Source organism: Brevibacterium luteolum, assembly GCF_013004595.1.
Classification (GTDB): Bacteria; Actinomycetota; Actinomycetes; order Actinomycetales; family Brevibacteriaceae; genus Brevibacterium; species Brevibacterium luteolum.
The window spans coordinates 516,774-537,870 of record NZ_JABEMC010000001.1 but is presented as its reverse complement, the minus strand read 5'-3'; the positions used below and the strand labels follow the sequence as shown (position 1 = coordinate 537,870).

Below are 21,097 nucleotides of genomic sequence, written 5' to 3'. Positions count from 1 at the left end.
GCAGCGATGGAATGCGCTCATTACGATGCCGGTCGATGCCGGTCCTGCACCCTCCTGCCGCTGCCCTCTCCGGTCCGGGTGCAGCGTTCGCAGGATGAGATCGCGCGCCTGCTGACGGAGGCCACCACCGCCTCGGGCACGGCCCCTGCCGACACGTCGGGCACGGCCCCAGCCGACGCCTCGGGCGAGGCGGCCGGCATCCGCTGGCTGCCGCCGGTCACCGGCCCGGATGCCGGGTTCCGCAACAAGGCGAAGATGGTCGTCTCCGGCACCGTCAACGACCCGATCCTCGGCATCCTCGACGAGACCGGTGCCGGGATCGATCTGCGCGACTGCCCGCTGTATCCCGCTTCGGTTCTCCGGCTGCTCGATGCCGTGCCGGCGCTCATCCGGCGCGCGCAGATTCCCCCCTATGACGTCACGCGCCGGCGCGGGGAGCTCAAGCACATCATCGTCACGGTCTCTGCCGACAGTGAGCTCATGGTCCGCTTCGTGCTGCGCACGCCCAAGCCGGTCCCCCGGATCCGCGAGCATCTGAGCGTGCTCACCGATGCGGTCGACGGGGTGCGGGTGGTGAGTGCGAACATCCACCCGCAGCATTCGGCGGTGCTCGAAGGTGCCGAGGAGATCCACATCGCCGGGGATCGGCACCTGCCGATGCGCCAGGGCCGGGTGACGCTGCAGGTGCTGCCGCGCTCGTTCGTGCAGACGAACACAGCGGTCGCCGGCCAGCTCTACGAGCAGGTCGCCGCGTGGGTCAATGAGATCGTGGCGTCCCGGGACGCCGGTTCGGCTGGCGAGCAGGCTGCGGGTCTGCGGGTGTGGGATCTGTACTGCGGGGTCGGCGGGTTCGCCCTCCACGTCGCCGCACCCGGGCGCGCGGTGACCGGGGTGGAGGTCTCAGCGGAGGCGATCGCCTCAGCGCAGGCGGCCGCCGCCGAGGCGGGGCTCACCGCCGATTTCCATGTCGCCGATGCTGCCGGCTGGGCCGCCGAACAGGGCCAGGCAGGTGAGCTGCCCGATGTCGTGGTGGTGAATCCGCCTAGGCGCGGGATCGGGGCGCTGGCCGCGTGGCTGGAGGACTCCGGGGTCGCCGATGTCATCTACTCCAGCTGCAACCCCGTGACCCTGGCAAGAGATCTCAAGCAGATGCCGAGCTACCGGGTGGAGGCGGCACGGATGCTCGATATGTTCCCGCACACCGCCCATGCGGAGGTCGTCGTGCGGCTGCGCCGCGTCAGCTGAACTCGGCAGATGGCACCGTCGCTGAGGGCGAGCCGGGCGCAGGTCAACGGAACGAGGATCAGCGATTGCGGATGCGGTAGACGAGCCCGCCTGACCCCTCGGCTGACAGCCAGGCCTTCTCGAAGGCCTCCCGCGGGTAGACCGTGCGCACTCCGTCGGCGATCGCCCGGCCGGGGTCGTGGACGCGGACGTCACCCTCAGCGGTGACGCCGGAGATGATGAGCAGGTGCCCGTTGGTCGGGTAGCCGGCCTCAGGCAGCTGCTCGGTTGTGAACGTCACCGAGGCGATGAGCACCTCGCCGGCTGCGAGCAGCTCTTCGGCCTCGCGTAAGGAGGCGAGCGCATCGAGCCGGGCGTCGAATCCGCAGGTATTCGCCCAGGCGACGTTGAATGCCCAGTTGCCTGCTCCGGCGAACTCGGTATCCCACACGCCCAGGATCGCCGGCTGCACCCGGGCTGGTGCGTCCTCATTCGCCGGCCGATCAGCGACGTCGGTGCCAGCAATGTCGGCACCTGCGCGTGTTCCGGTGAGCCATTCCATCACCATCGTCAGCGCCGTCGGCGAGCACCAGCTGTCAGCCTGCGCATAGCCCTCAAGCGTTCCGCAGGCGTGCTGACTGATCGCCGGCAGCCGGTGGTCGATGTCGCGCCCGCCGGGAGCCGAGGCGGTGATCTCGGAACGCGGCGGAGCGGCGGGGCCGGTGAGCGCATCGATCCAGTGCACAGTGATGGTCTCCGCACCCGAGGCGGCAGCCGGGTTGGCCTCGGCGACTGGCACCTCGGCGACCGGCACCGCACGGACCTCAAGGTCGACGACACGAGCGGACCCGCCGAGCTCGGTGGTCTCGACGGTGACCGTGTCGGCGTCGGTGCGCAGCCCGTGCACATGCTGATCCGGCAGCGTCGTCGACACTCCCGGTTCGGCGCTCGACCACCGAGCCAGGCTCACCCACGATGAAAACCCAGCCCCCGCCTCGGGCGCGGCGCGCAGCCGGATCTCAGCCGCCGTGCCGCCAGGCGTGTCGATGTGCCAGAACGGGATGATCTGCGTGCACGGCGCAACGTGCAGGCGCACCCGGGTGACAGCGTCGGAGACCATGCCCGACAGCGTAGCCGACTCCCACCTCGGTTGCGGCAGCCCATGGTCGCTGAACTCGGCAGATGAGCGGATTGAGCTGGCAGAGAAAGATGCCTGGCCGGCCATGCAACCGCCCGATTCTGCACTAGGCTGATGAATCATGCGCTCACTGTGGAGATTCTGGCCCGACGTTCGAGCGCGCCTGGGTACCTACCTCTTCGTCTTCGTCCTCACGCTTGCCTCAATGGGGTTGGCGCTGCTCGTGCCGCTCATCACCGGCTGGATCGTCGACGGCCCGATTGCGCGCGGCGACTTCACCGCCATGCTCGGTCCGCTGCTGGCCATCCTCGCCCTCGGCGTCGCCGAGGCCGTGGCCGTGTGGCTGCGCCGCCGGCTCATCGCGCCGGTCACCTCCCGGTGGGAAGTGCTGTGGCGTGAGCGCCTGTACGACCGGCTGCAGTATGTCGCCGTCGGCGTCCACGACGGCTGGCCGGCCGGTCAGCTGCTCTCGCGCGCGGTCAACGACCTGTCCCAGCTGCGGCGGTTCTTCGCCTTCGGCCTGCAGTTCCTCGTCGCCAGCCCGCTCATCGTCATCGGCGGCGGGTTGATCCTCGCCTCCCTGCACCCGTACTTCGGGCTCATCGCGATCGGCGCGGCCATCCCGACGATCACTGCGATCGCGGCCCTCGAACGCCGCTACCGGCTGGCCTCGCGCAGCGCCCAGGACACGATGGGTGAGATCGCCACCGACGTCGAGGAGGCCGTCCAGGGCATCCGCATCCTCAAGGCCTTCGGCCGCTCCCCGTGGGCGGCCTCCCGGTTCCGGGTGCTCTCCGAACGCCTGCGCGGCTTCGAGCTGACGAAGGCGTATGTCGATTCGTGGATGTTCGGGGCGGCGATCATGCTGCCGGTGCTCGCGCTCACCGCGATCCTGGCTGTGGGCACTTGGGGTGTCATCGGCGGCTGGATGACGGTCGGGCAGATCATCGCCGCGATGACGGTGACGATGTTCCTGCGCATGCCGATCGAGATGAGCGGCTACCTGCTTGCCGACCTGCTCATGTCGCTCACCGCTGCCAACCGCTACTGGGAGGTCATGGACCTGCCCTTCGACATCACCGACCCCGACGGTGACATCAGTGAGGACCCGCAGCCGCACGACTACGCCGGCCACATCCGCTTCGAGGCCGTCCAGTACCAGTTCGCCGATGCTGCCGAGCCGATCCTTGCCGACATCACCCTTGACATCGCCCCCGGTGAGACGCTCGCGCTCGTCGGGTCGACCGGTAGCGGCAAGACTGCGCTGGCCGCGCTGCTGCCGCGCCTGCAGGACGTCACCGCCGGGTCAATCACGATCGACGGCGCGGACCTGCGCGACTTCCGGATCAACGAACTGCGCCGCATCGTCTCAGTCGCCTTCGAAGACCCGGTGCTGTTCTCTGCGACCGTGCGCGAGAACGTCGCCATGGGGCTCAAGCATGCCGACGCCGAGGCGGTGGCTGGCGAGTCTGATGTCGACGCCGAAGTGTGGCAGGCGCTCGAGATCGCGTGCGCTGCCGACTTCGTGCGGCGGCTGCCTGATGGTCTCGACACCGAGGTCGGTGAGCAGGGACTGTCCCTGTCCGGCGGGCAGCGTCAGCGCCTGGCCCTGGCCCGGGCGGTCATCGGCAAGCCGCGCGTCCTCGTTCTCGACGACCCGCTCTCAGCCGTCGATGTCGACACGGAGGATCGGGTGCAGACTGCGCTGCGGCAGGTGCTCGGTGATTCGACCACGCTCGTCATCGCACACCGGCCCTCGACCGCGGCACTGGCCGACCGGGTGGCGGTGCTCGAGGACGGCCGGATCACCGATACCGGCACGCATGATGAGCTGCTGGCCCGCAACCGTCACTACCGCGACCTCATGGGAGCCAGCTCCCATGCAGCGGCGGAGGCTGAGCCCGAGCCCGTGTCCGTTACTGAGGCTGAGTCTAAGTCGGTATCCGAATCTGAGGAGGTGCGCTGATGTCCGTGAAGCCTGATGCGGCTGTCGATCCGGAGATCGAGCAGCTCCCGCCTGATATCTCCCGGAGGGCCAGCCGCCTGCTCGGCTCGCTGCTGCGCCCGCATGTGCCGCTGGCGGTCATACTCATGATCTCGACTGTTGTCGGCGGCATCATGTCGGTGGCAGGTCCCTTCTTCGTCGCCCGCGCGATCGACGACGGCCTGCCGGCTGCCCTGGATGGCAACGTCCGCCCGCTCATCTTCGCGATCTCCGCTGTTGCTGCTGCCGGCATCCTCGATGCCGCAGCAAGCTGGCTGAGCATCCGGCTCAACGGCAAACTCAGCCAGAAGATCCTCTTCGACCTGCGCGGACGCCTGTTCAGGCATGTGCAGCGGCTCGATATGCGCTACCACGAGCGTTCGACCTCCGGCCGGCTCGTCTCCCGGCAGACCTCGGATATGGAATCCGTCCAGCAGTTCGTCTCCCAGGCACTCGACCAGGTGGTGCTCGCACTGCTGACGATGTCGGCGATCGCGGTCACCCTCGTGGTGCTCAATGTGCCGCTGGCGCTCGTGGCCTTCGCCGGGTTCATCCCGCTGGTGCTGCTGACGATCTATGCGCGCCGCAAGCAGCGCTCGGCCTACCGCCGGACCCGCACTTCGATCGCCCGGGTCATCGTCCAGTTCGTCGAAACCATGGGAGGCATCCGTGCCGTCCAGTCCTTCCGCCGTCAGCGCCCAGGGCTGCAGCGCCTGACCGGTGAGGACTCCGAATACGCTCAGGCCAACACCGATGCGCTCAACGGGGTGGCGACCTTCGCCGGCGGCACGAAGCTTATCGGCAACCTCTCCCAGGCTGGGATCATCCTGCTCGGCGGCTGGCTCGTCATCAACGGGCAGACGCAGCTCGGCGTGCTCGCGGCGTTCCTGCTGTACCTGCGCCGCTTCTACGGCCCGCTCGACGAGCTCGTGCAGTCCTTCACCCTCTACCAGTCAGCCTCGGCGGCACTGGAGAAGATCACCGCCGTCCTCGATGCCGAACCCGACGTTCAGGAACCTGCCGATCCGCAGCCGCTGCCTGAGCGCCGCGTCGGCACCGGCCGGTCGATTGCCTTCGACGATGTCAGCTTCTCCTACGACGCCGAGGAGCCCGAGGTGCTGCCGGCCTTCGACCTGGAGATCCCTGCCGGGCAGATCGTCGCTGTCGTCGGCGCCACCGGTGCCGGCAAGTCGACTCTGGTGAAGCTGCTGACCCGCATGTACGACCCGACCACCGGTGCCGTGCGGCTTGACGGTGTCGATGTGCGCGACCTTGCTGATGCCAGGCTGCGTGAGTCGCTGGTGATGGTGACGCAGGAGTCGTATCTGTTCTCCGGCACGATCGCTGACAACATCCGCATCGGAAACCCCGATGCCACTGATGCACAGGTGCTCGCCGCTGCCGAGGCGGTGGGCCTGGATCCGTATGTGCGCAGCCTGCCGGAGGGTTACGACACGGATGTGAAGAAGCGCGGCGGCCGGCTGAGCTCTGGGCAGCGGCAGCTGGTGTCGTTCGCCCGTGTGTTCCTCGCCGATCCTGATGTCATTGTCCTTGATGAGGCGACCGCACACCTCGATATCCCCTCCGAGCGTCTCATCCAGCAGGCGCTGGCGCGTGTGCTCGAAGGGCGTACTGCGATCATCATCGCCCACCGCCTGTCGACGGTTGAGATCGCCGACCGGGTACTCGTCATGGACGCCGGCCGGGTTGTTGAAGATGGCACACCGGCAGAGCTCATTCACGGTGACAGCCGATTCGGGCGGATGTACTCAGCCTGGCAGGACACGCTGGCGTGAGCCGAAGCAGCCGAAGCGGCTGCTCGCTGGAATCGCCGACACGAGCTTCCAATACCGCGCCGGCTTGTCACGCCGCCGACAAGTCGATGATGAGGTCGGCCATCGAACATTCGATGGTGCTCCGCAGGGTGTTTGCCTCTGTCTCACCTGCGTCGGCCGGAACCTTGGTGCGCGGACCGTCGCGATGACGACCGTCCCGGCCGCGCTTCTCTCCCCTGGCCTGTGATGCGGTGGTCTCCGGATCCTTGGCCACCGGTGATTTCGCCGGAGACGTGATCGGGATGGTCCTGCTCGTGTACTCCTGGCCTGACGGCGTGCGCACCGTCAGCGAATCAGGGGTCGCGGTATGCCGCCAGCCGGGATTCTCCTTGGCGTAGTTGCAGGCCGCGCACAGTCCAGAGGCGTTCGCCCAGCTCGTCGCACCACCGGCGGCGTGCGGAGTGGCATGGTCGATATGGCGAATCGGTGCATCACACCACGGTGACCGGCACACATCGTCACGGCAGATGACCATCCGCCGCAGCCCATCATTGAAGGTCCGGCGCTTGGAGTCCATCGCCACGAGCTGCCCGGTCTCGGGCTGGGTGAAGAGACGCCGCAGGTAGACCGCACCAGAGCTGTTCTCCAGGAGTCGGCGCGTGAACGCGGCAGGGAGCGGCCCATGACCGGGCAGCCAGGCGGGAATCGTACCGTCGCTGATGAGAGCCTCGTCGGTCATGATGAGCTGGATTTCGACGGAGATGTCGGTCGCGGATTCTTGGCCCGTCAGGCGGGTGATGAAGAGGTCGGCGGCCATCTGCGCTCCCGTGCGCTCGCCTGATTCGCCCGTGCCGACCATCACAGAGGCAGCCTTCTGCAGGGCCGCATAGGCTGCCACGGCTTGCGGCATCGGAACGAAGGCGGTCAGATACGCCATGTTCCCCGGTGCCGGTCGGACGGAGATGTGCCGCTGCTTCTCCTCGTACTCCATGTGCTCGACGGTTGCTGCGGGATCCCCGTGCTGCGCCATGCGGCGGGCTTCTCCGGCCAGGCGCTTGAGGCCGGTGCCGGCGAAGAGCTCCTGCAACTGGGCATCGATCGAGTTGCGCAGATGGGACGGCAGCCACGCGACCTCCCGGAAGACGGCTCGTGCTTTCTCTTCGGAGATCTCTCCTGTTTCCAAAGCCCGGAAGGTGCAGGGCATTTCGCGCATGAGCACCTGGGCGAACTTCGCGAACCGGCTGCCCCGGGAGGGGGATTCCTGCCGGGCGAGCGCGACCTCGGCGCCGAACCCGCGGCAGCGACGATGGGCGGGAACGCCGGCGGCCTTCTCGGTGACGAAGCGGCGGTCAATCGCCGCGTCGGTCTCTCGCACCTGGTAGGCAGTGATCGCTGCTTTGAGGCGCTCGGCCTGGTTCATCCGCTCGAAGGCCTCAGTATCGTCGACCAGCGTCGGAGCTTGGGAAAACGCCAAGATGAGGCCCTCGATGTCCATGGCATCGAGCGGCTCTCCACGACGAGTCCTCTTCATACCCCATACGCTACGTTGAGGCACTGACAACGCACGCTCACCTGGGAAGATGCAGATTTGGCAGCTGAGCCCAGGCTCCGGTCAGCGCCCGAGGAGAAGGCGATTTCCTCCTCGGGAGCGGTCGCCCCAGCACGATTCAGCGCTTGGCGCTGGGCACCAGCACGCGGAGCAGCGGCTGAGTTCCGAGACCGTGCAGCAGCACGCTGCCGCCGAGCATGAATACGGTGACCGCTAAGACGAGGGCTGCGCTGTCGATGTCGTCGATGGCGTTGAAGGCCAGCAGGCCGAAGACGACCGAGGCAGTACCGCGCGGGCAGAGAGTGGCGATGAGCAGGCGCTCATGGCCGGGCAGCGCTGTTCCGAGCAGGCTCAGCAAGACTGGTCCCATGCGGATGACGGTGAGGGCGAGGGCAACCAGCAGCAGTATCGGCCAGATGGTCTCGAGGACCTGGCCGATGAAGATGACGGTGGCGCCGAGCACGAACCACAGCACCATGTTGTTGATGACGCTGATGTCCTCGGCCAAGGACAGCTCCTCGTGCAGTTCGCGGGTGCGCCGCAGCATGCGGAAGACAGTGCCGGCGACGAAGGCGGCGATGAAGCCGTTGCCGTGCAGGGTCACGGCCAGCGCGTAGGTCAGCAGCGGCACCGCGACCAGGCCGATGCGCATCGACTGGGCGCTGAACCAGCCGCGGCGGCCGCTGGCATTGGCCAGCACCGCGTAGGCGACGCCGACGACGGGGCCGACGGCAACGGCAATGAGGAAGGCCGGGATCGCCTGGCCCAGGGCGGCACCGGGCCCGCCGCGTTTCGCGTCGCCGGCGAGTGCGAGGGCGAAGAGGAGCAGCGGGGTGATGATGCCGTCGTTGTAGCCGCTTTCGAGGTTGAGGATATGGCGCAGCCGCTGCGGGATGGAGGTGTCCTTGACGATCGAGGTCACCGGTGAGAAGTCGACGGGCACAATGATGCAGGCGATCGCCAGAGTGACGGCGAGGCTGAGATCCGGAAGCAGCACCGAGGCGAACATCCAGGCCAGGAACATGCTGATCGGCAGCGCGATGAACAGCAGCCGCAGCACCGGACCGCGCACGGCCTTCATCGCCCCGAGGCGGACCTCGGTGGCGTCGACGAAGAGGACGAGAGCGAGGACGAGTTCGGCGATGCGCTCTGCGGCGTTGGAGTTGAGGAAGAGCCCGAAGCCGACCTTGTCGGTGATGAAGATGCCCGCAGCCGCACCGCCGATCGCCATGGCCAGCGGGCCCATGACATGCCAGCGGCCGAGCACGCGGGCGAACAGCGCCCAGGCGGCGACGAGGGCGCCGGCGAGCAGAAGGACGGTGAGCATGAGGGGCTTTCGAGGTCGTGCAGCAGGTTCGCCTAAGCGAATCGGAGCCTGCCTGCAGGCGGTGCCAGGAACCGCCTCGGGACTGACGAAGAACGTCAAGGGTGCCGCGAGGCCGACGCTCCCGACGAAGACTGACCCTCACGAGCCCCCTGATTCTTACGCTATGCCCGGTTCCACCTCGTGGAGCCGGGTACTGCGCTGAAGGGGCATAAGGCTGAAGGGGCGCGTGCCGGCTGCCAGGAAAGCAGCCCACAGTCTTCACAGGCGGTTCCGAAAGTGATGTCACCACCCGCAGATAGCCTGAAAGCCAACCTCATCCCCGGTGCCATCCCAAGGAGCTGCCATGACCATGACCCGCAGACGCACGCTCATCACCTTCGCTCCGCTTGCTCTCGGCGGGCTCGCGCTCGCGCTCTTCGCAGCGCTCATGGCCTATCTGTTCGTCTTCGGTTCGATGCTCGGCCTGCCGGTCTCCACCCTCGACGGCCTCGGCCCGACGTGGCCGATGACAGCCGCCACCATTCTGCTCATCACCGCTGCAATCTCACTGCCCGTCGGCGGGCTGTGGGCTGCCGCGGTGACCGTTGCAGCGGCGCGGCGGATTGCTCAGCCGCGGCCGGGGAACGGCATACCCGAGGCGGTCAGCGTCAGCTGATCGACGGTCGCCTCCAGCGGCAGTTCGGCGATATCGGCGATCATCCGCCCGGCGATCTCAGGATCTAAGCTCGGTTCGGCGCGCCTGGACCCGTCGGGCTGGAGGGCACCCTCGCCGGTGCCGATGCTGGTGAGGATCTCGGTGGCGGCATTGCCGATGTCGATCTGGGTGGCGGTGATCCGGTGCGGCCGGCCGTCGATGATGATGGCCTTCGTCAGCCCGGCCACCGCGTGCTTGCTCATCGCATAGGCCACCGAGTGCGGGCGCGGCACCTGCGCTGAGATCGAGCCGTTGTTGATGATCCGCCCGCCGTGTTCGCGCATGAGGTCGAAGGCAGCACTGGCGCAGTAGAACGCGCCGGTGGCGTTGACGTCGATCGTCTGGGCCACCTCGTTCCAGTCAGCTGCGCCGATGTCATCAGCGGGACCGAACATGCCTGCGTTGTTGAAGAGCACGTCGAGGCGGCCATAGGTCTCAGCGACCTGCTCGAAGGCCGCGCGCACCGCCTCGGGAGCGGCGATATCGGTGTCGATGGCCAGGCAGCCGGCCGCACCGTCGAGGCTCTCCTCCAGCCGGTCGCGGCGGCGGCCGAGGGCGGCTACGTGCCAGCCGCGGGCGATGAGCGTGCGGGCGACCGCGCGGCCGATGCCGCTTCCTGCGCCGGTGATGACGGCGATGCGAGTGTCCATGCCACCAATCTAACCGTCAGTCTGGGCACAGGTGGCTGGTGATGTCATCGTGAACGGGGCGTGTGTGATGGGCGCGGCGTGGCAGGCAGCGTGCGCCAGGACAGCGCCCAACGGATGAGCGCTGCGAGGCCGAAGCCGGCGAGGATGCCGCACCAGCCGATGATGACGGTGGCGAAGCTGAACACCGACCTGCCGAGAGCCATGATCGCGTACTGGCCGACTTCGACGAGGAACGACAGGCTCATGGCCACCACCAGTGCCGACCAGCGGTGGGCGGCTGCGACGAAGAGTCCGCTGGTCAGGCCCAGGGGCAGGAACATGAGCAGGTTCATCGACTGCCAGTTGACGGTTGTGACTGCCCAGATGTTGGGCAGCGACCATGCCCAGACGCGCCTCTGAATTGAGTCGTCATCGGTCAGGAACCGTTCGAGTCCGCTCTGCGATGGGGTCAGGGTCAGTGCCAGGACAAAGGCTGTGCAGGTGAGCCACGCGGCAACTGTCCACCGCGGTTCGCTCAGTTTGCGGGCACCGACGCGGGAGACTGCGACGGCCATGAGCACGCCAAGGGCGAAGGCAGGGATGAAGAGGGGAAAAGCCGCCAGGTAGCGCTCCATCAACTGATCTTCGCACACCCGCACGGCAGTCCGGTCGATCCCCTGGTGCAGACGCTCCCGAGGCGGTGGCTGGGTCCCAGCCACCGCCTCGGGAGCGGGTGCGCGGCACCGGCACAGGTGCCGCAGTCGATCAGGACAGTGCGATCAGGTGGTCACGGCGCCGACCGAGGCCGACTGGACGAGCTTGGCGTACTTGCCGAGCACGCCGTGCAGGCGCGGGTTCTCGGGCATCTGCCAGTTCTCGCGGCGGCGGGCCATCTCGTCCTCGTCGACGTGGAGGTCGATGCTGCGGGCGGCGATGTCGACGGTGATCCTATCGCCGTCTTCGACGAAGGCGATCGGCCCGCCGTCGACGGCCTCGGGGGCGACGTGGCCGATGCACAGGCCGGTCGACCCGCCGGAGAACCGGCCGTCGGTGATGAGCAGGACGTCCTTGCCGATGCCAGCACCCTTGATCGCGCCGGTGATCGCGAGCATCTCGCGCATGCCCGGCCCGCCCTTGGGGCCTTCGTAGCGGATGATGACGACGTCGCCCTTCTTCAGCTCGCCGCCCAGCACAGCGTCCATGGCCGGCTGTTCGCGGTCGAAGACGCGGGCGGTGCCTTCGAAGACGTCGGCGTCGAAGCCGGCGGACTTCACGACCGCGCGCTCCGGGGCCAGCGATCCCTTGAGCACGGTGAGTCCGCCGGTGGCGTGGATCGGGTTGTTCAGCGCGCGCAGGATCTTGCCGTCGGGATCCGGCGGGTTGATCTTCGCGAGGTTCTCGGCGACCGTCTTGCCGGTGACGGTCATGCAGTCGCCGTAGAGCAGTCCGGCGTCGAGCAGGGCCTTCATGATGACCGGCACGCCGCCGATCTTGAAGACGTCGTTCATGACGTATTCGCCGAAGGGCTTGACGTTGCCCAGGTGCGGGACCTTGTCGCCGATCCGGTTGAAGTCGTCAAGGCTCAGGTCGACCTTCGCCTCGTGGGCGATGGCCATGAGGTGCAGCACGGCGTTGGTCGAGCCGCCGAAGGCCATCGTCACGGCGATCGCGTTGAGCAGCGATTCGCGGGTGATGATGTCGCGGGTGGTGATGCCCTGGCGCAGCAGGTTGACCACAGCAGTGCCGGATTCGCGGGCGAAGAGGGTGCGGTTGCGGTGAATGGCCGGCGGGGCGGCTGAGCCGGGCAGGGACATGCCCATCGCCTCGGCGGCTGAGGCCATTGTGTTGGCGGTGTACATGCCGCCGCAGGCACCTTCACCAGGGCAGACGGCGCGTTCAATGGCATCGACATCGGCTTTGGTCATCTTGCCGGCACGGCAGGCGCCGACGGCTTCGAAGGCGTCGATGAGGGTGACTTCGCGTTCGGTGCCGTCAGACAGCTTCGCAGTACCGGGCATGATCGAGCCGTTGTAGAGGAACACGCTCGACAGGCCGAGCCGGGCCGCACCCATGAGCATGCCGGGGATCGACTTGTCGCAGCCGGCCAGCAGCACCGAGCCGTCGAGGCGCTCGGCGGACATGACAGTCTCGACCGAGTCGGTGATGACCTCACGGGAGACGAGCGAGTAGTGCATGCCCTCATGGCCCATCGAGATGCCGTCGGAGACGGAGATGGTGCCGAACTCCAGCGGGTAGCCGCCGGCGTTATGCACGCCTTCCTTGGCAAAGCCGGCGAGCTTCTCCAGGGTCAGGTTGCACGGGGTGATCTCGTTCCATGAGGAGGCCACGCCGATCTGCGGTTTGGCCCAGTCCTCATCGCCCATGCCGACCGCGCGCAGCATGCCGCGGGCGGCAGCCCGCTCCAGGCCGTCGGTGACGTCGCGGGAGCGGGGCTTGATGTCAACGCCGTCGGCGACGCTGCCGGACTGCGGGTTCTCCACTGCTGATTCCTCGTTCACTGTGCTCATGAGGGCAGTGTAGGTCGCCGCCGGGATTCTGCCACCGGGTGCCCCACATGACGGACACTCCGCCTGGAATCCTGCGAGGTCCGGGCCCGAGGCGCCGGTCGCCTCAGGCTTTGGGCAAGACTTCCGTGCCCATTTGTCCAGGACACATCCGTGCCCGAGGCGGGACCCGCCTCGGGCACGGAACGTATGGTGGGCAGACGCGCGGTTCAGCTCACGATGTTGAGCGGCTGCTGCCCGTCGTTGATACGGCGGACCTGCTCGGTGAGCATCTGTACGATGCGCGGTTCGAAGGCGGTCGTGTCACCGCCGATGTGCGGGGTCAGCAGGGTGTTCGGGGTGCCCCACAGCGGGTGGTTCTCCGGCAGCGGCTCGGGGTCGACGACGTCGAGGGCGGCCTGCAGCCGGCCGGAGCGCAGCTCCTCGACGAGCGCATCGGTGTCGACGACGGCTCCGCGGGCGACGTTGACGACGAGTGCATTGTCCGGCAGCTGGGCGAGGAACGCGGCGTCGACGAGGTGGTGGGTGGCCTCGGTCAGCGGGGTGATGAGGATGACGACCTCGGCGTGCGGCAGCAGCTTCGGCAGCTCGTCCGGCCCATGCACCTGACCGCGGTCATCGGTGCGGGCGCGCGAGGCGACGCGGGTGAGGTCGATGTCGAAGGGCTCTAACCGGGCGGCGATCGCATCGCCGATCTCCCCGACACCGACGATGAGCACCCGGCGGTCCTGCAGGGAGCGCCTGCGTCGGTGGTTCCAAGTCCGCGAGGCCATGTCGCGAACAGCTGCGTCGATGCCGCGCAGCTTGGCGAGCACTAAGGCGACGGCGAGTTCGGCGGTGCTGCCGGTGTGCACGCCCGAGGCCGTGGCCACGGTGTAGCCCTCGTCGAGGAGGTGGGCGACGGGGTCATAGCCGGTGGTCTGCAGCAGCACCGTCTTGAGGTTCTCCAGCTGCGGGATCAGCTCGATCGTCGGCCCGAAGTCGGTGTAGGGCAGGATGAGGACGTCGACGTCGTCCGGGCTGGTCTTGTCGGACTTCTCCTCAGCGGAGTACACGACGAGGTCGACGTTGGCGCGCTGATGAGCCGGGATCCGGGCGATGACCCGGTCGCGCAGCTCGGAGTCGGGGAAGGCGATGGTGCGGATGCTCTGGTCGCTCATGACAGTCTGCGTGCTCATGCCGCCATTGTGTCATCCTTCCCCGCCCGGCTGACAGGGGCGCGCGGCTCAGCTGCCGAGCAGTTCGGCGAACGGCGTGACGGCGTTCGGGTCGAGTGCGTCGACCGGTCCGCGGCGCACCGCCGGCGTGGCGACCTGCGCGGCGAACTGCGGCCGGTCACCGGCGTGCTGCCGGTCGCCGCCGTGCTGCGGTGCCTCCGTTTCCCCAGGGGCGGGCTCGTATTCCGGCAGACCGGGCCCGGCTGCTTCCTCCCCGGCCGCTTCCTCTCCTGCCGCTGCTGGGCGCAGCGCGTGCACGAGGCCGGCCAGTTCGGCACCGGCTGTCGTGATCCGTTCGGCGAGGCCGCCGCGTTCCCCCATGCCCGAGGCGTCCGCACCCCAGTCGTCGGTGGCGGCGAATACCGCGGTCGGGACGATGATCGCCTTGAGGTAGCTCAGCAGCGGGCGCAAGCTCGTCTCAGCCGCCAGCGAATGCCGGGCGGTGCCGCCGGTCGAACCGATGAGCACCGGAGTGCCGGCGAGCGCGGCATCATCGATGAGCTGGAAGAACAGCGTCTGCAGACCCACCGGCTGACTGTTGTAGATCGGAGCGACGGTGATGAGCGCATCGGCCCGCTGCACAGCGGCGAAGGCGTCCTCCAGGGCTGGCGAGGGCAGTCCGGAGACGGTTATCGTGACCATCTCCTTAGCCAGCGTGCGCAGATTGATCTCAGTGACCGTCACCTCAGGCGCGGTAGTCTCCAGCGCCGAGGCAGTGGCGGCGGCGAGCCGGGCGGCCAGCCGCGAGGTCGTCGAGTCCTCGCTCAGGCCGGCGGCGACAGTGACGATCTCAAACATCGGTGTCCTCCTCTGCGGTGGCGCTCTGCCGGCCGCCGGGCACCGGGTCGTTCCCGGCGCGGTGGCGTGCGACGAGCCAGTCGTGGGTCGGTGAGTCGGGCACATCGGCCGGGCGGGCGGCGTCCATCTCGCGGCGGATGACCGGGGCGACCTCGGTGCCGAGGACCTCGACCTGGCGCAGCACGACGTCATGGGGCAGGCCGGCGTGGTCGACGAGGAAGAGCAGCCGCTGGAAGTCCCCGGCCCATTCGCGCATGCCGAGATAGCGTTCGATGACCTGCTGCGGGGACCCGACGGTCAGCGGCGTCTGGGCGGTGAAGTCCTCCAGGGAAGGGCCGTGGCCGTAGACCGGGGCGTTGTCGAAGTACGGGCGGAAGAACTTCACGGCGTCCTGGGACTTCTCATCCATGAACACCTGCCCGCCGAGGCCCACGAAGGCCTGTTCGGCGGCGCCGTGGCCATAGTGGGCGTAGCGCTGCCGGTAGAGGTTGACCATCCGGGCGGTGTGGGATTCGGGCCAGAAGATGTTGTTGTGGAAGAAGCCGTCGCCGTAGTAGGCGGCCTGCTCGGCGATCTCCGGGGACCGGATCGAGCCGTGCCACACGAACGGCGGCACGTCGTCGAGCGGGAACGGTGTGACGGTGTAGCCCTCCAGCGGGCTGCGGAACTTGCCCTGCCATGAGATGTTCTTCTCCCGCCACAGCCGGTGGAGCAGGTTGTAGTTCTCCACCGCCAGCGGGATGCCCTGGCGGATGTCCTTGCCGAACCACGGGTAGACCGGCCCGGTGTTGCCCCGGCCCATCATGAGCGAGAGCCGACCGGCAGACAGGTGCTGGGCCATCGCGTAGTCCTCAGCCATGTTGACCGGGTCGTTGGTGGTGATGAGCGAGGTCGCCGTCGACAGCCGCAGCGTGGTCGTGCGCGCGGCGATGTGGGCCAGCAGCACCGGCGGGGTGCCGGGGGCGACGAAGGGCGGATTGTGGTGCTCGCCGACGGCGAAGGTGTCGAGTCCTGCCTGCTCAGCGGTGGTCGCCAGTTCGATCATGTTCATGATCCGCTGGTGTTCGCTCGGCGCCTGACCGGTGTGCGGGTCCGGTGTGACGTCGCCGATCGAGAAGATGCCGATTTCCACGGCGCTCACCTACCCCTGCTGATTTAACTTTCAATTACTACTAGCGTAACACCGTTCCCCGGCCGGATATTCCATGCTGAGGCCGCTCCCCTCGCACACGGTGCGGCGAGAGCATCGGCGAGATGTTCGAAGCCGGCAGCTCGCACACAGTGACAATGATCACGCTGTGGGTGCGGGGCAGGAGCCGCAACCGCCTCGGGCGCGGTGCTGTGAAGAGGACTACGATGGCGACTGCGGAAGCTGTCAGCCGAGTCCCGGATGCGCCTGACGCCGGCCCTCGGCGGTTCACTCGGAGGCGAAAGCAGTGATGACGCTGACCCCGGGTCGATACGCAGCGGGATCGCCCAGGCTGAGAAAGCGCAAAGCCGTGAGTGTGGTCACCATGGACGAGTGTGGTCACCACGGGATGGACAGGTGCCACCCGTCTTGTGCGCACATGGTCGTGAGTGCAGTCCGGCTTTCCTGTGAGCCGGCTCAGGCCATTGGGCGTGAGCCAGCCGACAGGAGGCGGGCGTTCAGCCGGCGAGGTGACGTTCCGGCTTCCCCATCAGATCCACAGGGCAGGATCTTCGAGCTTCCACTCATTGGCTTGTCGGCCGTCGCGGGGTTGTCGGATCGTCGCGGGGATGCCGACGGCCGTCGAACCTTCCGGGACGTCCTTGACGACGACGGCGTTCGCTCCCACCGAGGAGCCCGAGCCGACGGTGACCGCACCGATGATCTTCGCACCCGCGCCCACCATGACGTTGTCGCCGATGGTCGGGTGCCGCTTGACCTGCTCCATCGTCGCCCCGCCGAGGGTGACCTGGTGATAGAGCATGACGTCGTCGCCGATCTCGGCGGTCTCGCCGATGACGACGCCGTTGGCGTGGTCGATGAAGAAGCGTCGGCCGATCGTGGCCCCGGGGTGGATCTCCACGCCGGTGAGCGTGCGCACCGCCTGGGACAGCAGGCGGGCCGGGACTTTTCCGGCTTCGTGCTGCCACAGCTTGTGGATGCCGCGGTGCGCCCAGATGGCGTGCAGCCCCGGATAGCTGATGAGCGTGACGAGGTCGTTGCGGGCAGCCGGGTCGCGGCGCTTGGCGGTGTCGAGGTCCTCGCGGAGGGCCTGGCGGAATGCCGGCCGGGCGGCATAGGCGACCCCGAGCGCGGCAGCCGAGGCGGCTGCCGCGCCGATCGCGAGTCGTTGCAGTGCTGACATGCCCAGATCAGTCCATGTAGTCCGCGTAGAGCGGAGTCGACAGGTAGCGCTCGCCGAAGCTGGGGATGATGACGACGATGCGCTTGCCGGAGAACTCCGGACGCGAGCCGAGCTTCTCGGCGGCCGCGACGGCGGCGCCGGAGGAGATGCCGACGAGGATGCCCTCTTCGCGGGCGACCTGGCGGGCCTTCTCCATCGCCTCGTCATCGTCGATGGCGAAGACCTCGTCGTAGATCTCGGTGTCGAGCACGGTGGGCACGAAGTTCGCGCCGATGCCCTGGATTTTGTGCGGACCGGCAGTGCCCTCGCTCAGCAGCGGCGAGGCGGCCGGTTCGACGGCGGCGATCGTGACATCCGGGTTGTGCTTGCGCAGCACCTCGCCCACACCGGTGATGGTGCCGCCGGTGCCGATTCCGGCGACGAAGGCATCGACCTGGCCGTCGGTGTCGGCGAGGATCTCCTCGGCAGTGGTTTCGCGGTGGATCTGCGGATTGGCTGGGTTGTCGAACTGACGGGCCAGCACGGTGTTGTCCTGCTTGCCGATCTCCTCAGCCTTGGCGACGGCGCCCTTCATGCCCTCCTCCTTCGGGGTGAGGACGAGTTCGGCACCGAAAGCGCGCAGCAGCGCGCGGCGTTCCTTCGACATCGATTCGGGCATCGTGAGGATGACCTTGTATCCGCGGGCTGCGCCGACCATGGCCAGCGCGATACCGGTGTTGCCGCTGGTGCCTTCGACGATCGTGCCACCGGGGCGCAGCTCGCCGGACTTCTCAGCCGCATCGATCATCGCGACGCCGATGCGGTCCTTGACAGAGTTCGCCGGATTGTAGAACTCGAGCTTTCCAACGATTTCCGCGCCGCTGCGCTCGCTGGCCTTGTTGAGTCGTACGAGCGGTGTCCGTCCGACCAGCTCAGAAATATTGGAATAGATGTTCACGGGCGTGTCCTTTCGATTCGCACGTCTGGGCTGAGCCGTGGCTCGACTCAGCAGAGAGGATTACGTCGACAGCGAAGAGCAGGACAGCTGCAAGCGCTGAGCCCTTCGCTCACACACCAGCCAATGGCTTCAGCTGCTGATGACTGCGGGAGGCAGTTCTACTGCGCTCAACCGCGTTGGGTCTCAGCTTATTCCGGCAGCGGGTCAACTGGTAATCCTGTCCGGGGCGCGGACGCACATCACGTCTGTGCTGGCGTCGTCCGAGCCGGGCCGGGCGCTAGACTCAGGTGCCATGACCATTCATCCCATCGTCGTCTACGGTGAGCCGGTGCTGCACCGCAAAGCCGAGAAGATCGAGTCCTTCGATGCTGAGCTCGCCGAGCTCATCGATGACATGTTCGAGACCCTGGCCGCCTCCAACGGGGTGGGCCTGGCGGCTCCGCAGATCGGCGTGGGCAAGCAGATCTTCGTCTACGACGCCGATGATGAGGTCGCCGGTGTGCGCCGGCGCGGCGTGTTCGTCAACCCGATCCTCGTCGCCTCGAAGATCCCCGACGGGCGGCCGAGCATCGAGGACGAATCGGAAGGCTGCCTGTCGGTGCCGGCTCTGGACTTCCCGCTCAAGCGTGCCCACAAGGTCACGATCAACGGAGCCGACGGCGCCGGTGAGCCGGTGTCGCTGACGGTCGAGGGCTGGTTCGCCAGGATCATGCAGCACGAGTACGACCACCTCCAGGGCACCCTGTACGTCGACCGGCTCGATCGGAAGTGGTCGAAGAAGTGGAAACGAGCGCAGCGCGAGTTCGGCTACAACGAACCGGGCCTGTCCTGGCTGCCTGGCACGGATGAGGATCCGTTCGGGCACTGAGCTGAACCGCGGCTACTGACCTGCGCCGGCCCGATGTGCGTTTCGTGCAGAATCGACGATCGTCGAGTCGACACAAACGGCACAACCGCCGGTCAGGACAGGTGGCGCTGCTCGCGGTTCTGACCGAGCTGCTCCCCTGCCCGGTTCAGGCCGAGCTGCTCGTCGACCTGCTTCTGGGCGCGGGCGATCTTCGAATCCAGTTCGTCGAGGTCGTCGAAGCCTTCAGCGGTGACTGTCAGTTCGCGCAGCAGCTCATTGATCGACTCGGCGTGTGCTTCGGCTTCGATGTTGAGTTCCTGCAGACGCCAGTCGGCATTCTCGTCATCGGCGGTACGGGAGATGACGTCGAGCACGCGCGAACCGATCTCGCGTGAGCGTTCGGTCTGGTCGAGCATGAGCAGTTGCTGGTCGAGTTTGCGCAGCCGCTCATAGTAGGCGTTGAGTGCCAGCACCCGGTCGACCATGGACGAGAACGCGCGGGTGAGCTGTCGCAGGTAGGCGACGATCTGTTTGTCGGTCGACGGGTCGGCAGGCATGCCGCCGCCGGCGTTGAAGTTGGTCTGGCGCATCTGCTCAAGCTCAGCGCGGATCTCGACGAGTTCGACGAGACGACGTCCGATCGAGGCGACCGCGTGATCGAGATCGACGCGGGAGACGTGGTCCTGCATAATCGGGTGCGTCCACGCACGTGTCCGGGCGATCTTCTGCGCGGTCACGACAGTCAGGTGGAACAACCGCTGCTCGTCGGTGTCCTGGCCCTTCGTCAGTCCCGGTACCCAGCCGAGGCGCTCAGGAGTGATCCACTCCGCGCCGCTTGCCGATTCCTTGGCCTTGCGGTCGAGCCGGCGCGGATCCTTGCGGTACTTCCAGCCGGTATAGCCTGCACCGGCAGCGGAGATCGTGCCGATGATGCCGGTGGTGATGACGCCGCCTTCAGGCACGGAGTCGAAAACGCTGATGAGCACCGTCGGCAGAGCGGCGATTCCCGTCGCGATCGCGCCAGCGGTGGTGGCAGCTGCGAACTTCACCCGCGAGCGGATGAGGTTGCGTGACATCCCTGCGGTGACGAGCTGGGAGCCCGGCTCGGTGGCGTCGACGCGGTAGCTGCGTGCGCGCCAGGCGTTCCGGACGTCTTCAGAAACGGAATCGGGCACGAGGATCCGGTAGGTCGGCAGCGTCCCAGCACAGCTGCGCTCCCACAGGGACTTCCACGAGATCGTGTCCATCTGCACTCCTCCGGTGGGCAGGCGGGTGAGGTTGCCGCTAGTGTACGCCTCCGGCCTGAGGCTTCACTGAACGGTGTTGGCGGTTCAGAACATGATCTCGGTCTGCACGGGTTCTCTAGCCACGATCTGCCGCCCGGCGCGGAAAGACGCGAGAACGGGTGCAGCGAAGCTCAGGGCTTCATACCAATCGGCGGCGTCGAGGACGATGAAGTTCGCCGGCCGACCGACAGACGACGTCGCGCAGGTTGCCTGTCCGGAGGGGATTCCATGGATCGGCGATGTCGTCCTGCCCGAAGCTGACGTTGATGCAGCTCATCTTCGGCAGGCGAAATTGATCGATTCAACGGAGTACTCCCGGGTGAACTCGAAGTGCGGGATCGCCCCGATTGCGTCGACTCCGAGTTCGGCTGCCCGGCGCATAAGTCCTTCGCCGTCGGGGAAGGACTGGATGCCCTCCTGCGGAAACGCCACGATCTGCAGCGTGACGCTGTCCTTGAGTTCATCGCGCAGCTCTAGCAGTGTGTGCAGGGCGGTGAGCTCGGGTCGGTGACGTCGACGTGTGTGCGCACATACTTGATTCCGAATCCCGCTTGCTGCCGCACAGCGGCGTTGACACGCTGCTTGACGTCCTCGGCGGTCAGCGACTGTTTGCGCTCGCTCCACACTTCGATGCTTTCGAACAGCGTTCCCGAGGCGTTCCAGCGCGGCTGTCCAGCGGTGAGCGCCGAGTCAAGGTGCACATGCGATTCGATGAAGGGCGGGAGCCCGAGGCGGTGCAGCCTGCCGGAGATCGCTGGCCGGAACCGGGGTGGTGTGGATGCGACTGCGCCCGCAGCGAACCGAAGTCCACTGCGGACGCGCCTGTCGCATCAG

Annotated in this window: 19 protein-coding genes and 1 pseudogene; 6 read left to right on the top strand and 14 right to left on the bottom strand. The window is 67.3% G+C overall.

Translation table 11 applies throughout. From position 1 onward, the window contains the following. The first annotated feature begins 6 nt into the window (after positions 1-6). A complete protein-coding gene (locus tag HLA91_RS02510) occupies positions 7-1,245 on the top strand; it encodes a methyltransferase domain-containing protein (protein WP_170273362.1) in 1,239 nt (412 codons plus the stop codon). 58 nt (positions 1,246-1,303) lie between these two features. On the opposite strand, the gene HLA91_RS02505 is transcribed toward HLA91_RS02510, so the two are convergent. Beyond that, positions 1,304-2,344 carry a C39 family peptidase gene (locus HLA91_RS02505; protein WP_170273361.1) on the bottom strand — a complete coding sequence of 347 codons (1,041 nt, stop codon included), beginning with the start codon at positions 2,342-2,344 and terminating at the stop codon, positions 1,304-1,306. Positions 2,345-2,483: 139 nt separating this feature from the next. On the opposite strand from HLA91_RS02505, the pseudogene HLA91_RS14265 reads away from it, so the two are divergent. The 3 genes and pseudogenes from HLA91_RS14265 to HLA91_RS02495 form a co-directional block, all read left to right on the top strand. Further along, positions 2,484-3,335, top strand: a pseudogene (locus HLA91_RS14265) (ABC transporter transmembrane domain-containing protein); the annotation flags it as partial. An 84-nt stretch (positions 3,336-3,419) separates the two neighbouring features. Then, positions 3,420-4,328 (top strand): ABC transporter ATP-binding protein, encoded by a 909-nt coding sequence (locus HLA91_RS14260; RefSeq protein ID WP_375544688.1) that lies wholly within the window; start codon positions 3,420-3,422, stop codon positions 4,326-4,328. Beyond that, the gene (locus HLA91_RS02495; RefSeq protein ID WP_170273359.1) at positions 4,328-6,142 is read left to right on the top strand and encodes an ABC transporter ATP-binding protein; all 1,815 of its coding nucleotides are present in this window, start codon (positions 4,328-4,330) and stop codon (positions 6,140-6,142) included. Before HLA91_RS14260 ends, HLA91_RS02495 begins: the two co-directional genes overlap by 1 nt. Before the next feature lie 67 nt (positions 6,143-6,209). On the opposite strand, the gene HLA91_RS02490 is transcribed toward HLA91_RS02495, so the two are convergent. Both HLA91_RS02490 and HLA91_RS02485 read right to left on the bottom strand, forming a co-directional pair. Further along, on the bottom strand, positions 6,210-7,652 hold the full coding sequence (locus HLA91_RS02490; protein ID WP_170273358.1) for an HNH endonuclease: 1,443 nt from the start codon (positions 7,650-7,652) through the stop codon (positions 6,210-6,212). Between the two features lie 136 nt (positions 7,653-7,788). Further along, positions 7,789-8,997, bottom strand: a complete 1,209-nt coding sequence (locus HLA91_RS02485; protein ID WP_170273357.1) for a cation:proton antiporter domain-containing protein — start codon at positions 8,995-8,997, stop codon at positions 7,789-7,791. Positions 8,998-9,340: 343 nt separating this feature from the next. Between HLA91_RS02485 and HLA91_RS02480 the strand changes: the two genes are divergently transcribed. Next, on the top strand, positions 9,341-9,652 hold the full coding sequence (locus HLA91_RS02480) for a hypothetical protein (RefSeq protein ID WP_170273356.1): 312 nt from the start codon (positions 9,341-9,343) through the stop codon (positions 9,650-9,652). Here the strand turns inward: HLA91_RS02480 and HLA91_RS02475 are convergent. The 8 genes from HLA91_RS02475 to cysK all read right to left on the bottom strand — a co-directional run bounded on the left by HLA91_RS02475 (position 9,604) and on the right by cysK (position 18,130). Beyond that, on the bottom strand, positions 9,604-10,341 hold the full coding sequence (locus HLA91_RS02475) for an SDR family oxidoreductase (RefSeq protein ID WP_170273355.1): 738 nt from the start codon (positions 10,339-10,341) through the stop codon (positions 9,604-9,606). The two genes, HLA91_RS02480 and HLA91_RS02475, sit on opposite strands and share 49 nt — an antisense overlap. Before the next feature lie 44 nt (positions 10,342-10,385). Further along, a complete protein-coding gene (locus tag HLA91_RS02470) occupies positions 10,386-10,955 on the bottom strand; it encodes a VanZ family protein (protein WP_170273354.1) in 570 nt (189 codons plus the stop codon). Between the two features lie 144 nt (positions 10,956-11,099). Further along, a complete protein-coding gene (ilvD, locus tag HLA91_RS02465) occupies positions 11,100-12,848 on the bottom strand; it encodes a dihydroxy-acid dehydratase (protein WP_212753888.1) in 1,749 nt (582 codons plus the stop codon). Positions 12,849-13,054: 206 nt separating this feature from the next. Then, the gene (locus tag HLA91_RS02460; protein ID WP_239557019.1) at positions 13,055-14,023 is read right to left on the bottom strand and encodes a 2-hydroxyacid dehydrogenase; all 969 of its coding nucleotides are present in this window, start codon (positions 14,021-14,023) and stop codon (positions 13,055-13,057) included. 48 nt (positions 14,024-14,071) lie between these two features. Further along, entirely contained in the window at positions 14,072-14,860 is a 789-nt protein-coding gene (locus HLA91_RS02455) for a CE1759 family FMN reductase (protein WP_170273353.1), read from the bottom strand. Beyond that, positions 14,853-15,992 (bottom strand): CE1758 family FMN-dependent luciferase-like monooxygenase, encoded by a 1,140-nt coding sequence (locus HLA91_RS02450; RefSeq protein ID WP_170273550.1) that lies wholly within the window; start codon positions 15,990-15,992, stop codon positions 14,853-14,855. The genes HLA91_RS02455 and HLA91_RS02450 overlap by 8 nt, the downstream gene beginning before the upstream one ends. A gap of 547 nt (positions 15,993-16,539) precedes the next feature. Then, positions 16,540-17,193, bottom strand: coding sequence for a serine O-acetyltransferase EpsC (gene epsC / locus HLA91_RS02445; RefSeq protein ID WP_170273352.1), 654 nt, complete (start codon positions 17,191-17,193; stop codon positions 16,540-16,542). 7 nt (positions 17,194-17,200) lie between these two features. After that, positions 17,201-18,130 carry a cysteine synthase A gene (gene cysK / locus HLA91_RS02440; protein ID WP_170273351.1) on the bottom strand — a complete coding sequence of 310 codons (930 nt, stop codon included), beginning with the start codon at positions 18,128-18,130 and terminating at the stop codon, positions 17,201-17,203. 292 nt (positions 18,131-18,422) lie between these two features. Between cysK and def the strand changes: the two genes are divergently transcribed. Further along, positions 18,423-18,998: a peptide deformylase gene (gene def / locus HLA91_RS02435; RefSeq protein ID WP_170273350.1), complete on the top strand. Its 576-nt coding sequence runs from the start codon at positions 18,423-18,425 to the stop codon at positions 18,996-18,998. Positions 18,999-19,090: 92 nt separating this feature from the next. Here the strand turns inward: def and HLA91_RS02430 are convergent, their stop codons facing one another. The 3 genes from HLA91_RS02430 to HLA91_RS13735 all read right to left on the bottom strand — a co-directional run bounded on the left by HLA91_RS02430 (position 19,091) and on the right by HLA91_RS13735 (position 20,964). Then, positions 19,091-20,224, bottom strand: a complete 1,134-nt coding sequence (locus tag HLA91_RS02430) for a hypothetical protein (RefSeq protein ID WP_204514182.1) — start codon at positions 20,222-20,224, stop codon at positions 19,091-19,093. 312 nt (positions 20,225-20,536) lie between these two features. Next, positions 20,537-20,695, bottom strand: a complete 159-nt coding sequence (locus HLA91_RS13740) for a hypothetical protein (protein WP_239557018.1) — start codon at positions 20,693-20,695, stop codon at positions 20,537-20,539. 41 nt (positions 20,696-20,736) lie between these two features. Next, entirely contained in the window at positions 20,737-20,964 is a 228-nt protein-coding gene (locus tag HLA91_RS13735) for a hypothetical protein (protein ID WP_239557017.1), read from the bottom strand. Positions 20,965-21,097 lie beyond the last annotated feature (133 nt).

Coding starts and splice junctions, on each gene's coding strand:
- HLA91_RS02510 (WP_170273362.1), top strand. CDS start 7: ATGGAATGCGCTCATTACGATGCCGGTCGATGCCGGTCCTGCACCCTC.
- HLA91_RS02505 (WP_170273361.1), bottom strand. CDS start 2,344: ATGGTCTCCGACGCTGTCACCCGGGTGCGCCTGCACGTTGCGCCGTGC.
- HLA91_RS14260 (WP_375544688.1), top strand. CDS start 3,420: ATGGACCTGCCCTTCGACATCACCGACCCCGACGGTGACATCAGTGAG.
- HLA91_RS02495 (WP_170273359.1), top strand. CDS start 4,328: ATGTCCGTGAAGCCTGATGCGGCTGTCGATCCGGAGATCGAGCAGCTC.
- HLA91_RS02490 (WP_170273358.1), bottom strand. CDS start 7,652: ATGAAGAGGACTCGTCGTGGAGAGCCGCTCGATGCCATGGACATCGAG.
- HLA91_RS02485 (WP_170273357.1), bottom strand. CDS start 8,997: ATGCTCACCGTCCTTCTGCTCGCCGGCGCCCTCGTCGCCGCCTGGGCG.
- HLA91_RS02480 (WP_170273356.1), top strand. CDS start 9,341: ATGACCATGACCCGCAGACGCACGCTCATCACCTTCGCTCCGCTTGCT.
- HLA91_RS02475 (WP_170273355.1), bottom strand. CDS start 10,341: ATGGACACTCGCATCGCCGTCATCACCGGCGCAGGAAGCGGCATCGGC.
- HLA91_RS02470 (WP_170273354.1), bottom strand. CDS start 10,955: ATGGAGCGCTACCTGGCGGCTTTTCCCCTCTTCATCCCTGCCTTCGCC.
- ilvD (WP_212753888.1), bottom strand. CDS start 12,848: ATGAGCACAGTGAACGAGGAATCAGCAGTGGAGAACCCGCAGTCCGGC.
- HLA91_RS02460 (WP_239557019.1), bottom strand. CDS start 14,023: ATGAGCACGCAGACTGTCATGAGCGACCAGAGCATCCGCACCATCGCC.
- HLA91_RS02455 (WP_170273353.1), bottom strand. CDS start 14,860: ATGTTTGAGATCGTCACTGTCGCCGCCGGCCTGAGCGAGGACTCGACG.
- epsC (WP_170273352.1), bottom strand. CDS start 17,193: ATGTCAGCACTGCAACGACTCGCGATCGGCGCGGCAGCCGCCTCGGCT.
- def (WP_170273350.1), top strand. CDS start 18,423: ATGACCATTCATCCCATCGTCGTCTACGGTGAGCCGGTGCTGCACCGC.
- HLA91_RS02430 (WP_204514182.1), bottom strand. CDS start 20,224: ATGGACACGATCTCGTGGAAGTCCCTGTGGGAGCGCAGCTGTGCTGGG.